The organism is Pseudarthrobacter sp. HLT1-3, from assembly GCF_059383535.1.
Window position 1 is genome coordinate 292,271 of sequence record NZ_JBWZCJ010000003.1, and the last position, 13,203, is coordinate 305,473.

Annotated in this window: 12 protein-coding genes; all 12 read right to left on the reverse strand. The window is 66.7% G+C overall.

Going from position 1 to position 13,203, the window contains the following annotated elements:
* Positions 1 to 128: 128 nt before the first annotated feature.
* The 12 genes from AC50X9_RS04585 to AC50X9_RS04640 all read right to left on the reverse strand — a co-directional run bounded on the left by AC50X9_RS04585 (position 129) and on the right by AC50X9_RS04640 (position 13,028).
* Positions 129 to 764: a MazG nucleotide pyrophosphohydrolase domain-containing protein gene (locus AC50X9_RS04585; RefSeq protein WP_494890749.1), complete on the reverse strand. Its 636-nt coding sequence runs from the start codon at positions 762 to 764 to the stop codon at positions 129 to 131.
* A 67-nt stretch (positions 765 to 831) separates the two neighbouring features.
* Positions 832 to 1,983: an adenosine deaminase gene (locus AC50X9_RS04590; protein WP_494890699.1), complete on the reverse strand. Its 1,152-nt coding sequence runs from the start codon at positions 1,981 to 1,983 to the stop codon at positions 832 to 834.
* A 125-nt stretch (positions 1,984 to 2,108) separates the two neighbouring features.
* Positions 2,109 to 2,903, reverse strand: a complete 795-nt coding sequence (locus AC50X9_RS04595) for a DedA family protein (RefSeq protein ID WP_494890701.1) — start codon at positions 2,901 to 2,903, stop codon at positions 2,109 to 2,111.
* 111 nt (positions 2,904 to 3,014) lie between these two features.
* Positions 3,015 to 3,650: a DedA family protein gene (locus tag AC50X9_RS04600; protein ID WP_494890703.1), complete on the reverse strand. Its 636-nt coding sequence runs from the start codon at positions 3,648 to 3,650 to the stop codon at positions 3,015 to 3,017.
* Between the two features lie 206 nt (positions 3,651 to 3,856).
* Positions 3,857 to 5,188, reverse strand: a complete 1,332-nt coding sequence (locus AC50X9_RS04605; RefSeq protein ID WP_494890705.1) for a thymidine phosphorylase — start codon at positions 5,186 to 5,188, stop codon at positions 3,857 to 3,859.
* Positions 5,185 to 5,589, reverse strand: coding sequence for a cytidine deaminase (locus AC50X9_RS04610; RefSeq protein ID WP_494890707.1), 405 nt, complete (start codon positions 5,587 to 5,589; stop codon positions 5,185 to 5,187). The genes AC50X9_RS04605 and AC50X9_RS04610 overlap by 4 nt, the downstream gene beginning before the upstream one ends.
* A 2-nt stretch (positions 5,590 to 5,591) precedes the next feature.
* The gene (locus AC50X9_RS04615; RefSeq protein ID WP_494890709.1) at positions 5,592 to 6,932 is read right to left on the reverse strand and encodes an ABC transporter permease; all 1,341 of its coding nucleotides are present in this window, start codon (positions 6,930 to 6,932) and stop codon (positions 5,592 to 5,594) included.
* A complete protein-coding gene (locus tag AC50X9_RS04620) occupies positions 6,929 to 8,347 on the reverse strand; it encodes an ABC transporter permease (RefSeq protein ID WP_494890711.1) in 1,419 nt (472 codons plus the stop codon). Before AC50X9_RS04620 ends, AC50X9_RS04615 begins: the two co-directional genes overlap by 4 nt.
* On the reverse strand, positions 8,340 to 10,010 hold the full coding sequence (locus AC50X9_RS04625) for an ABC transporter ATP-binding protein (RefSeq protein WP_494890713.1): 1,671 nt from the start codon (positions 10,008 to 10,010) through the stop codon (positions 8,340 to 8,342). Before AC50X9_RS04625 ends, AC50X9_RS04620 begins: the two co-directional genes overlap by 8 nt.
* A gap of 167 nt (positions 10,011 to 10,177) precedes the next feature.
* Positions 10,178 to 11,287, reverse strand: coding sequence for a BMP family lipoprotein (locus AC50X9_RS04630; RefSeq protein WP_494890715.1), 1,110 nt, complete (start codon positions 11,285 to 11,287; stop codon positions 10,178 to 10,180).
* 281 nt (positions 11,288 to 11,568) lie between these two features.
* The gene (locus AC50X9_RS04635) at positions 11,569 to 12,600 is read right to left on the reverse strand and encodes an NADP-dependent oxidoreductase (RefSeq protein ID WP_494890717.1); all 1,032 of its coding nucleotides are present in this window, start codon (positions 12,598 to 12,600) and stop codon (positions 11,569 to 11,571) included.
* Positions 12,597 to 13,028 (reverse strand): organic hydroperoxide resistance protein, encoded by a 432-nt coding sequence (locus tag AC50X9_RS04640; protein WP_494890719.1) that lies wholly within the window; start codon positions 13,026 to 13,028, stop codon positions 12,597 to 12,599. Before AC50X9_RS04640 ends, AC50X9_RS04635 begins: the two co-directional genes overlap by 4 nt.
* Between the last annotated feature and the right edge of the window lie 175 nt (positions 13,029 to 13,203).

Consider the following 13,203-nt stretch of genomic DNA (forward strand, 5'->3'; position numbering starts at 1 on the left):
CTGGGAATCTGATGGGAAATCAGGCTGGGATCTTGCTGACAAACCGACGTCCCCGTCGCGACCCAGCCTAGTCCAGAGTGGGATAAGTTACAGAAATCCATCCAGTACCCGGACGTCATTTTGGCGGATTAGGGGGACGACGTCGGCTGCTGGCCCGTCTGGAATCGGCGGTTGGCGCCGCGCAGGGCTCGTTCGGCGTCGAGCCCCCGGGCCCTCGCGGCGGCGGCGACGGCGAAGAGCAAGTCCCCGAGGTCCTGTTCCGAGGCCGGAATGTCGACCGGATCCACGGACGCCGGAAGACCCGCGCGTTCGGCGCGGTCCAGGAGCTTTTGGGCCCGGGCCAACGCGGGAAGGGCTTCCGGGACGCCGCCGAGGGCTCCCAGCCGGGAAGGATCAGCGCGGGAGGGTTCAGCGCCGGCGGCCGGGGACCCGGAATGCAGGACCTGCTCCGAGCGCTTGACGGCGTCCCATTTCTGCACGATTTCCTCCACCGTCGCCGGAAAGGACTCCTGCAGGGACCCGTCGGGGCGGAACACGTGCGGGTTGCGCCGGATCATTTTGGCGCTGAGGCCGCGGGCGACGTCGTCGAGGTTGAAGGCGCTGCGCTCCTGGGCGAGCCGGGCGTGCAGGACCACCTGGAGCAGGACATCGCCCAGTTCGGCCTTCAGCTCGGCGTCGCCGCCGTCGGTCTCGATGGTCTCCGCGACCTCAAAAGCCTCCTCAAGGAGGTACTCCACGAGGGATTCATGGGTGAGGGCCGCCATCCAGGGGCAGTGGGCGCGCAGGTCGGCAATCACACCGACCAGCGCGCCCAGCGCATTGGAGTCCTCGTTAGCCAAGGTCGGCGTAAGCCTCGTTGATGTATTCGACGAGGGCTTCCTTCTCCTCAAGCGGGAGGAAGGCGGCCTCGGCGGCGTTCAGCGTCAGCTCCAGCAGGTCGTCGAGGTCGTAGTCGAACGTCTCGACCAGCAGTTCGAACTCGTCCGTGAGGGTCACGCCGCTCATCAGCCGGTTGTCCGTGTTGATGGTGACGTTGAAGCCGAGCTGGTAGAGCATGTCCAGCGGGTGGCTCTCGATTCCCTCGCCGAAGCCGGCGACGGCGCCGGTCTGCAGGTTGGAGGACGGGCAGATTTCCAGGGCGATGCCGCGGTCGCGGACCCAGCTGGCCAGCTCGCCGAGCGTCACCATGCCGATGTTGTCGTCGTTCTCGCCGCCGTCGGCGTCTTCGTCATCCTCGAATTCAACGGTGACGTCCTCGGCGATCCGGACGCCGTGGCCCAGCCGCAGGGCCCGGCCGTCGACCAGGGCCGACTGGATGCTTTCGAGCCCGGCGGCTTCCCCGGCGTGGACGGTGGCCGGGAAGTTGTGCTGGGCCAGGTAGGTGAAGGCGTCCTTGAAACGGGACGGCAGGAAGCCGTCCTCCGCGCCGGCGATGTCGAAGCCGACGGCGCCGTTGTTGCGGTGCCGGACTGCCAGTTCGGCGATTTCCTGGCCGCGGTCGGCGTGGCGCATTGCGGTGATCAGCTGGCCGACCTGGATCTCGCGGCCGGTCTCGGCGACGGCGTCGACGCCGGCCTCGAGGCCCGCCTGGACGGCCTCGACGGTTTCGTCCAGGCTCAGGCCCTGCTGGAGGTGCTGTTCGGGGGCCCAGCGGACCTCGCCGTAGACCACACCGTCGTCGGCGAGGTCTTCGACGAATTCCTTGGCGACGCGGAAGAGGCCTTCCTTGGTCTGCATCACGGCGATGGTGTGGTCGAAGGTTTCGAGGTAGCGGACCAGCGAGCCGGAGTCGGCGGATTCGCGGAACCACTCCCCCAGCGCGACGGGGTCGGTGGAGGGCAGGGTGTGTCCGGCTGCCTCCGCAAGTTCAATAATGGTGGCCGGACGGAGTCCGCCGTCCAGGTGGTCGTGAAGGGAAACCTTGGGGAGGCCCTTCAGGTCGAATTCGAGGTCAGAGGCAGCGTCAAGGATTATCTCAGTCACGTTCCAACCTTAGGGTCGGGGGCCCTGCAATGCCAGCCGGTCGGCCGGCGGACTCGGAGGGCGGCGCATGGCGCGGAACCTGGCGTGGAATCTTGCGGTCCGGCGGTGCATTCCCGACGGCGGGATCAGGCTTCGACGTCGGCCGGCGCGGCAAACGGTCCGGGCCCCGATGCGGTGCCGGAGACCTGAAGATTGGTGGTGCCGCCGCCAGCGGGCGTGGCTGGGTTGTGCGCGGTCTTGGCTTCGGCTGCCATGGTTGCGGCCCGGCTGGCCGCGGCGGCCATCGTTTCGGCCCGGCTGGTCGCGGCGGCAGCGCCCCTGGTGTCGCGCCAGCGGTGCAGCCAGGTCAGCAGGTGGTCGATCACGATGCCCAGCACGATGGCGAAGGCGATCGCGATGCCGACCCCGAGCAGCGGGTGTTCGTGCACCCAGTTGCCGGCGATGATGCCGACTCCGGCCGAATAGGCGACCCAGGTGACGGAGGCGAAGAAGTCCAGGATGATGAAGCGGCGGCGCGGGTAGGCGGTGGTGCCGGCGATCCAGTTGACGGCAACGCGGCCCACCGGGATGTAGCGGGCGGTGAAGATGAGCATGGCGCCGCGCTTATCGAGTTCATAGCGAGCCCAGTTCAGGGCGCGCTGGACCTTGGGTTTGCGCATCCAGCGGAAGCGTTCGACGCCGACATGACGGCCCAGCAGATAGGCCATGTTGTCACCGGCGATGGCACCGACAGCGGCTGCCGCCATCACGAACCACATGTTCGGCTCGCCCGAAGTGACGGACAGGGCACCGAGGGCAACAATCAGGGTTTCGCTGGGCAGAATCGGCACGAACCCGTCGATGAAGCAGAAGATGGTGAGGATTGGATAAATCCACCACTGCCCCGCGGCATGGAGTATAGCCTCATTGATAAATTCCACGCGGGGGATGCTCCTAGGAGAAGTGACGAAAGCGCTCTTCAGTGTCCCACGGCCGGTAGGGTTGCGCTATGTTCCGTCCGGATAATTCTCCCGTTTCCGGTCCGTGTCGTTTCAGGACTCCGCTGGCGGAACGGGTTGTCCGGCGTCGTCGGGAAGCGGCCCGCGCAGCCTGCTGATGATCAGGTCCACCAGGATGCCCAGGCCGATCGCACAGATAATGGCGACGATGACGCCCAGCAGATGGTTCTCTTCAAACCATTGGCCGAAGAACAGGCCGATCGCGACGGAATAGGCCCCCCACAGCGCCGCCGAGAGCACTGTCAGCCCGACGAAACGTGACCGCGGGAAGTGCGTGGCGCCGGCCGTCAGATTGACCGCCACCCGGCCGATCGGCACGAACCGCGCGACAAGGATCAGCGAGGCCGGACGTTTCCGCAGCTCCTTGCCCGCCCAGCGGAAAGCCCGCTGCATCCGGGCGCCGCGCATCCAGGCCCAGCGCTGCGTCCCGGTGCCGCGGCCGATGAGGTAAGCGATATTGTCGCCGAGAAAGGCGCCCGCCGCGGCGACCGCGGCCAGGAGCACCGGGTTGGGGACGTCGGCGGTGGCTGCCACCGCCGCGAGTCCTACGACGACCGACTCGCTTGGAATCGGCGGGAAGAAACCGTCAATCACGCAGCAAGCGAACACAAGGATGAGCACCGAGGGTTGCCCCGCGGCGGCCAGGATGAAGTCGTTGATTGCCTGCACAGTGTCCTAACAAACAACGGGAGTTCGGCTGTCGTGCCAGTGTACTGTGGGGCCTCGTGCTCCGGGACCGCGTTCTACTCTGGCGCCGCGAACTGACGGGCCGCCACCGCAGCTTGCCCTAGCACTTGTGGCGGTTAACCCGGAAGGGCGGGGACCACAAGCGATAGGGCAACGGCAGCGCGGCGGCCGCCTTCAGGTCGGATCGGCTAGGCGATCCGGTCGATGATCAGCTGCTGCGCCGGGCGGGAGCCTTCCGGGGCAATCAGCACGGCGTGCTCGAGGGCCTCTTTGGCCCGTTCGAACCTCTCCGGCGTGTCCGTCAGGAGCGTCATCAGGGGCTCGCCGGCCCTGACCAGAGCACCGGGCTTGGCGTGCATGCGAACCCCGGCGCCGGCCTGGACCTGGTCCTCCTTGCGGGCGCGACCGGCGCCGAGGCGCCAGGCAGCGACGCCGACGGCCATCGCGTCGAGTTCCACCAGCACGCCGTCGGCCGGCGCGTAGATGACTTCGGATTCCCGGGCGACCGGCAGCTTGGCGCGCGGGTCCCCGCCCTGCGCCTCGATCATCCGGTTCCAGACATCCATGGCCCGGCCGTCGCGGAGCGCGGCCCGGGGGTCTGCGTCGCGGACGCCCGCGCAGGCGAGCATTTCCTCCGCGAGCCGGACCGTCAGTTCGACGACGTCGTCCGGACCGCCGCCGGCAAGCACCTCCACCGATTCCTCAACCTCGATCGCGTTGCCTGCCGTGAGGCCAAGCGGCGTGTTCATGTTGGTCAGCAAGGCGACCGTGTTGACGCCGGCGTCCTTGCCCAGCGCGACCATGGTCTCTGCCAGTTCGCGGGCGCGTGCCTCGTCCTTCATAAACGCGCCGCTGCCGACCTTTACGTCCAGCACCAGCGAACCGGTGCCTTCGGCGATTTTTTTGCTCATGATCGAGGAGGCGATCAGCGGGATGGCCTCGACCGTTCCGGTGACATCCCGCAGGGCGTAGAGCTTCTTGTCGGCCGGGGCCAGTCCGGCGCCGGCCGCGCAGATGACCGCGCCGACGTCCTGGAGCTGGGCCAGCATTTCCTCGTTGCTCAGCGCGGCGCGCCAGCCCGGGATCGATTCGAGTTTGTCCAGGGTGCCGCCGGTGTGGCCGAGGCCGCGGCCGGAGAGCTGCGGCACGGCCACGCCGAAGACTGCCACCAGCGGTGCCAGCGGCAGGGTGATCTTGTCCCCGACGCCGCCGGTGGAGTGTTTGTCGGACGTGGGCTTCACGCCGCCGTCGGGCCGGCGCAGGCTGGAGAAGTCCATCCGCTCGCCGGAGGCGATCATCGCCGCCGTCCAGCGTGAGATTTCGGCGCGGTCCATGCCGTTGAGCAGGATCGCCATGTTCAGGGCGGCCATCTGCTCGTCGGCGATCGCGCCCCGGGTGTACGCGTCGATGGTCCAGTCGATCTGGGCGGGGCTGAGCACGCCTTTGTCCCGTTTGATGCGGATGATGTCGACGGCGTCGAACGCTTCGGTTTTGCTGGTGCTTTGTGTCGGTTGGGTCACCGGGGTTCCTCCAGGTTTTGCGGGCCAAAGGCGTCGGGAAGGACCTGGTCCATGGTCCTGATTCCCTGGATGGTCATAAGCTCCATGTCGGGAGCCCGGAATTCGTACAGCAGCTGCCGGCAGCGGCCGCACGGCATCAGGACGTTGCCGCCGGCGTCGACGCAGTAGAAGGCGCGCAGCAGGCCGCCGCCGGTCATGTGCAGGTTGCCGATCAGGGCGCACTCGGCGCACAGGGTCAGCCCGTAGCTGGCGTTTTCGACGTTGCAGCCGCTCACGATCCGGCCGTCCGCGGTGAGGGCTGCTGCCCCCACCGCGAACTTCGAATACGGCGCATAGGCGTGTGCCAGGGCGGCGACCGCGGCGGCCTCGAGGGCGGCCCAGTCGACGTCGGTGCGGTCCACGGTCAGCCCTTCACGTACGGTATGCCGCTGGCGGCCGGCGGCCGGGACCGGCCGACGAGTCCGGCGACGGCGAGCACGGTGACGAGGTAGGGCAGCATGGCCATGAACTGGCTCGGCACCGGGGTGCCGATGATGGTGACGATGCTCTGCAGGTTGTCGGCGAAGCCGAACAGCAGCGCGGCGAAGAAGGCTCCGATCGGGTTCCACCGGCCGAAGATCAGCGCGGCCAGGGCGATGAAGCCGCGTCCGCCCGAGATCTCCTTGGTGAAGCTGTCGATCGCCACGAGGGTGAAGAAGGAGCCGCCGATCCCGGCGATGGCTCCGCCGAGGGTGACGTTCCAGAACCGGGTGGCGTTGACCTTGATGCCCATGGTGTCTGCGGCCTGCGGGTGCTCGCCGACGGCCCGGACCCGAAGGCCCCATTTCGTTTTGAACAGCCCGACCCAGACCACAATCACGGCGATGTACATCAGGTAGCCGATCAGCGACTGTTTGAACAGGATCGGTCCGATCAGCGGGATGTCGCCCAGGATCGGGATCGTGATCGGGTCCAGGTGGGCCGGAGAGTTGAACTTGGCCTTGTCCGCCTGCATGACGGTGCTGAACAGAAAGCCGGTGAGGCCGGAGACCAGGACATTGAGCACGACGCCGACGATGATCTGGTTGACCACGTACTTGATGCTGAACAGTGCCAGGACCATGGACACCAAGGCTCCGGCGACCGCCGCCGCGAGTAGCCCCAGGAAGGGGTTCTGTGTCAGCGTGGCGATGATGGCGGCGGTGAAGGCGCCGCCGAGGAGCTGGCCTTCGATGGCGATGTTCACGACGCCGACCCGTTCGCAGAGAACACCGGACAGGGACCCGAACACCAGGGGCACGGCCAGCGTCACCGACCCCGCGATCAGCCCGGCCAGGGAGATGTTGGTGGTGCGGGCACCGCCGACGACCCAGATGAGGAACGCGGCGACGAACAGCACAATAAAGACGATCGCAACCCAGCCCGGAGCCTTGCGGTCCCGGGTCTTCAGGAAGACGGCATAGCTGGCCAGGGCCAGCATAAGCACCGACAGGACAATTCCACCGAGGAACGCCGGAACCTCCAGGGCCGGCAGCTGGAAGAAGTCACTGCTGGTGGAAATCCCGAACTCGGCGGTCTGGTGCGGCCCCAGCAGCCCGAAGAAGATGAACGCCACAACGGCGAGCACCAGCAGGGTGGCCGGAATCTTCCACGTCACGGGCTTCGCGGTCACGGTCAGTTTGTGGTTCCGGGACGACGGCGGATTCTCCGGGCCGGCTGCAGGCTGCGGATTTCCCGGCTGGGGCGACGTTGCTGTTGTGCTCATGCTGCTGCTCCGGTGGTTGCTGCCGTCTTGGACTTGGTGGCCTTCGCGGCCTTCTTCTTGCGCGGGTTCAGGCCGAAGACCGCCCGGACCAGCGGAGGGGCGGCGATGAACAGCACGATCAGCGACTGGACCACCAGCACGATGTCGATCGGGGTTCCAGTCTGGATTTGCATCTGGACGGCGCCGGCCCGGAAGGCGCCGAAGAGCAGGCCAGCGGCGAAGGTGCCCCACGGCGTCGAGCGTCCAAGCAGCGCAACCGTGATGGCGTCAAAACCGTAGGTGGCGGCGACGCCGTCGGTGAGGACTTTCTCCGTGCCGGCCACCTGGGCCACGCCCGAGAGTCCGGCGAGGCCGCCAGCGATTGCCATCACCAGGATGGTGGCGCGCGAAACGTTGATGCCGGCGGTCTGTGCGGCCTTGGGGTTGGCGCCGACGGCCCGGAATTCGAAGCCGATGGTTGAGCGGTTCAGGATCCACCAGACGAACACGGTGGCGGCGATCGCCAGGAGGAAGCCCAGGTGCAGCCGGTACTGGGTGCCCAGGATCTGGGGGTAGATCGCGCTGGGGTCCAGGATCGGGGAAATCGGGTTGGTCTCGCCCGGCCGCTGGAAGGCGGGGGTGTTGAGCAGGTACCTCAGGAAGTACAGCGCGATGTAGTTGAACATGATGGTCAGGATCACCTCGTGGGCGCCGGTGCGCGCCTTGAGGAGCCCGACCAGGCCGGCCCAAAGAGCGCCGCCGACGATCCCGGCCACAAGGACCAGCAGCAGGTGCAGCCCCATCGGCAGGTGCAGGGCGAAGCCGACCCACGACGCGAGGATGCCGGCCACGATGATCTGGCCCTGGGCGCCGATGTTGAACAGGCCCGCGCGGAAGGCCAGTGCCACGCCCAGGCCGGCGGTGATCAGCGGGGTGGCGATGGTGAGGGTTTCCATCAGCGGGGCGAATTGTCCGCCGATCCCGCTCCCCCGCGGGTTGAAGACCGAGCCCTGGAAGAGTGCCACATAGGAGCGGGTGGCGGCGGACCAGACGGCGGCAAGGAAGTCAGTCGGGCGGGCAAACAGGTAGCTCGAGGTAGCTGCGACTGCCTTGTCCGTGCTGGCAATGAGCAGGCCGCCAAGGATCAAGGCCAGCAGCACGGCCAGCACGGAGACCATGCCGCTGCCGGTGAAGATCTTGCGCAGCACCGAGTCCGAGTCGCCGGGGAGGGAACCGCTCTGGGCCGAGACGGGAACCGCTGACGGCCGCATGGCCCCGCCCGCAGTGTCCAGTGTGGTGACCAGGGCGGGATCGTTCACGTGGGCCTCGGGCCCGACGTCGGGCTCCGGCGTGGGCTGTGGTTGAGGGCGCGGCGTGTCCGGAGTCCGCTCCGGATCCGGTCCGGCCGAGCGTCGCGGCTCGTTGTTCTCACTCATGGTCGTCTCCTACTGCGGCGGAGCTGCGCTCCTGCGCGGGCGGGGCGGCTGGCGCCTGATTTGTTGCCAGTGGTGTGGCCAGGGGCGGTACGGGATTCTCCGCGGGGTTGTCGGCCCCGGGGCTGTCGGCCGCATGCTTGGCCGCCGTGTCGGCGTGGGCGTCCTCCGGGGACAGCCCGGCCATCATCAGGCCCAGGACGTCGCGACGGGTGCCGGCCGGGACAATGCCAACCAGTTTGCCCTTGTAGAGCACGGCGATCCGGTCGGCGAGCTCAATCACCTCGTCCAGTTCGGTGGAAACGATCATCACGGGGGTGCCGTGGTCGCGTTCGGCCACAATGCGCTTGTGCAGGAACTCGATAGATCCAACATCCACGCCGCGGGTGGGCTGGGAAGCGATAAAGAGCCGCAGCGGCCGGGAAAGCTCCCGGGCCATGACCAACTTCTGCTGGTTGCCGCCGGACAGGGTGCCGGCCGCAAGCGACCCTGACGGGGTGCGCACGTCGAACTCGTCGATCCGGGTCTTGGCATTCTCGAGGACCTTGGCCGGGCTCATGCTGATGCCCTTGGCGAACGGCGCCTGGTCATAGCGGTCCAGAATCAGGTTTTCGGCAATCGAGAAGGTGCCGATCAGGCCGTCGACGGAGCGGTCTTCCGGCACGAAGCCGACGCCGGCGTTGAGGACCTCCTTGACGCTGCGGCCCAGGAGCTCTTCGCCGTCGAGCAGGATGGAGCCGTGGACGCGGTCCTGGAGTCCCAGGATGGCCTCGGTCAGTTCCGTCTGGCCGTTGCCCTGGACGCCGGCGATGGCGACGATCTCGCCGCGGGCGATGTCGAAGCTGATGCCGTCCACCACGTGCTGGCCGCTGGGCGCGATGACGGTGAGGTCCTTGACCTGGAACGTCGTCTCCTGCGGCTGGGCCGGGGCCTTGTCCAGGGTCAGGTTCACGGCGCGGCCCACCATCATGGAGGCCAGTTCCGTCGTCGACGCGCCGGGATCGGCGGTGCCGACCACCTTGCCGCGCCGGATCACCGTGATGGTGTCCGAGACGGCCTTGACCTCGCGGAGTTTGTGCGAAATGAACACGATCGAGGTGCCGTGGCTCTTGAGCTGGCGCATGATGTCCAGCAGCTCATCGGTGTCCTGCGGGGTGAGGACGGCGGTGGGCTCATCGAGGATCAGCACCTTGGCGTCGCGGACGAGTGCCTTGATGATTTCGACCCGCTGCTGCACCCCGACCGGGAGGTCCTCGATGACTGCGTCGGGATCGACGTCAAAGCCATACCGGTCCGAGATCTCCTGGATCTTCCTTCTGGTGTCATCCAGGTTCAGGAATCCTCCGGCTTTGGTGGCTTCCGCCCCGAGCGCGACGTTTTCGGCCACGGTAAAGACCGGGACGAGCATAAAGTGCTGGTGCACCATGCCGATGCCCGCGGCCATGGCGTCGCCCGGGCCGCGGAAGGTGACGGGTTTGTCGTCGATGAGGATCTGGCCCTCGGTGGGCTCATACAGCCCGTACAGGACATTCATCAGCGTGGACTTGCCAGCGCCGTTTTCGCCAAGCAGACAGTGAATCTGCCCGGGTTCAACCACCACATCAATGTGATCGTTGGCTACCAGGGAGCCGAAGCGTTTGGTGATCCCCTTGAGTTCAAGTTTCAAAACTCTGACCAATCTCGAAGTGTCCCGGCAGGCCCTGCCCGGACGGATGATGTGGCTGCAGGATCAGCCTAGTACCTGCAGCCGGAAGCGGGTCTGACCGCTCAACGAAAAGCGCCACAGCCCGTGCGGTGGATGACCGGACGGGCCGTGGCGCTTGGCGGAGGGAGTTAGACCTTCGGGCTGGCTGCGGATTCAACCTTCAGCTTGCCGTCGGCGATGTCCTTCTTGATCTGCTCCAGCTGGGTCTTCAGTTCGGCGGGAACCGCGGAGTCCAGGTCGTGGAACGGCGCCAGCTGCACGCCGTCGTTCGCGAGGGTGCCAACGTACGGCGTGTTGCTGAACTTGCCTTCCTTGTCTTCCTTCACAACGGTCTCGACGGCCTCGCCCATCTGCTTCATGACGGAGGAGAGCATGATGTCCTTGTAGTCCGGTGCCGTGAGGAAACCGTCGGAGTCAACCCAGATGAGCTTGACGTCCTTGCCTGCTGCCTTGGCTTCCTTCAGGGCTGCGCCCGCACCCTTGCCCACCGGACCGGCGACGGGCATCACGATGTCCGCGCCCTGGTCCAGGAAGTTCTGGGTGAACTGCTTGCCCTTGTCCTGCTTCTCGAAGTCACCGGTGAAGGAACCGTCCTGCTTGGCCTTGTCCCAGCCAAGAACCTTGACGTCCTTGCCGTTCTTCTCGTTGTAGTACTTGACGCCGTCGGCGTAGCCGTCCATGAAGATGGTGACCGTGGGGATCTTGATGCCGCCGAAGGTGGCGACCGTTCCGGTCTTGGTGGTGCCTGCCGCGAGGTAGCCGGCCAGGAAGGCGGCCTGGGCCGTGTCGTAGATGATCGGCTTGACGTTGCTGATCGGGGTCTCGTAGCCGAAGTCGATGATGGCGAAGTGCTTGTCCGGGTTCGCCGTGGCCTGGGCCTTGGTGGCGTCGCCGAGCAGGAAGCCGACCGTAACGGTCAGGTTGCAGCCGGCGGTAACCATGGCGCGCAAGTTGGGCTCGAAGTCGTTGTTGGTCTTGGACTCGACCTGCTTGACCTTGATGCCGAGGTCCTTTTCGGACTTTTTGAGACCCTCGTAGGAGGACTGGTTGAAGGACTGGTCGTCGAATCCACCGGAGTCGGACACGATGCAGCCTGTGTAGTCGCTGGCCGTGGCGGTGGCCGTGCTGCTGGCGGTCGGGGCGGCCCCGCAGCCGGTCAGCAGAAGTGCAGCCGCACCGGCGGTGGCGACTCCTGCAATTGAACCGCGCTTGAAGGTTGCACGCAGAGAGTTCTTCAATTTTCCTCCAGGAAGAAAGAGTAGGCGCTACGACGGGTGCTCAATGAGTGTCTGTTGGCGGGCTTGCCGCTTGAACGCTGTTTTCACTGATGGATTTCGCAGCACTGCGCCGAGGCGCACTGATGGAAGCAACATTAGTGTCCTGTGACACGTCGAAATAGCACAGTTCACAGCGTTTCCACAGATTGTTGAGAACTTGTTACCAAGCGGTAGCCACAGAAAACCCCGCACGGCTTCTCCCGTGCGGGGCTTTCGGCTGTCAGCCTGCGCGGAACTTGCGCCTAGATCCGCACCAGCATCTTGCCGGTGTTGGCGCCGTCCAGAAGGTCCATAAAGGCCTGCGGTGCGTTTTGAAGGCCGTCCACGATGGTCTCGTCATAGCGCACGGTGCCGTCGGCGAGCCAGCCGGACATGGCCTCGACGAACTCGGCCCGGTACTGCCCGTAACCGCTGACCAGGAAGCCCTTAAGCGTCAGCTGTTTGCCGATGGCCAGCGCCAGGTTCCGCGGCGCCGCCGCCGGGGCGGTGGCGTTGTACTGGGAGATGGCGCCGCACAGGGCCACCCGGCCGCCGACGGTCAGCGCCGACAGCGCGGCTTCGAGGTGTTCCCCGCCGACGTTGTCGAAGTAGACGTCGATCCCGCGTTCGCCGGCGGCTTCGGCGAGCTGCCGGGCGACCGGGCCGTCGTGGTAGTTGAACGCAGCGTCGAAACCGAGCTCCAGCAGCCGCGCCACCTTTTCGGCAGAGCCGGCGCTGCCGATGACCCGGGATGCACCCATGGCCTTAGCGATCTGCCCCACCAGCGAGCCGACGGCGCCTGCGGCGGCGGAGACGAAAACGACTTCTCCGGCCTTAAATCCTGCCACCTTGAGCAGCCCGGCATACGCCGTCAGGCCGGTCATGCCCAGTGCGCCCAGGAAAGCCGGCGCAGGGGCCAGGTCGGCGCGGGCGGGGATGGTCGCCCCGGCGTCGAGCACGGCATAGTCGCGCCAGCCCAGCGAATGGACGACGGCGTCACCCACCTTCCGGTCCGCGGACCGGGACGCGATGACCTCGCCGACAGCGCCGCCGTCGAGCGCGGCGTCCAGGGCGAACGGCGCGGAATAGGACTTCACGTCGTTCATCCGGCCGCGCATGTACGGGTCCACCGAGATGAATTGGTTGCGGACCAGGACCTGGCCGTCCTGGAGCTCCGGCAGAACCGTCTCGGCAAGGCGGAAGTTTTCCGGCACGGGGCGGCCGTGCGGACGGGACGCCAGCTGGATCTCGTGGCCGGTGGTGGGCAGCGTGGCTGTTTTGGTGGCGGGGCTCATGCGGCGACCTCCACGATGCTGATGTCGACGGTGATGTTGCCGCGGGTGGCGTTGGAGTAGGGGCAGACTTCGTGCGCCTTGGCCACGAGGGCTTCGGCGGTTCTCCGGTCCAGGGCGGGCAGGGCGATCTCAAGTTCCGCGGCGATGCCAAAGCCGGGCCCGCTGCTGAGGGAGCCCAGGTGGATCTTCGCGGCAACGGCGGAATCCGTCAGGTCCGCCTTCGCCTGACGGCCGACGAGCCGCAGGGCGGAGTGGAAGCAGGCCGCGTAGCCGGCCGCGAACAGCTGCTCGGGGTTGGTGCCTTCGCCGTTGCCGCCCAGTTCCACGGGGCTGGCCAGGGCCACGTTGAGCTTGCCGTCCTTGGTGACCGCGGTGCCGTCGCGGCCATCGCCGGAGGCCAGGGCTTCTGCGGTGTAAAGAGTCTTCATGGGGGAAATCCGATCTGTTGAGAAAATCTGGTGGCCGGCGGCGAACTCGCCGGAAGCCTGCGCAGGCGCCGTAAACTCCCTGTGTGTCAGGCTCTTGTGTGACAGGTTTGCTGTCGCCCGCGGCCTGGCGTGCGGGGCGGGGAAAGGTCCGTGATGGATTTTGTTATTCCTTCCC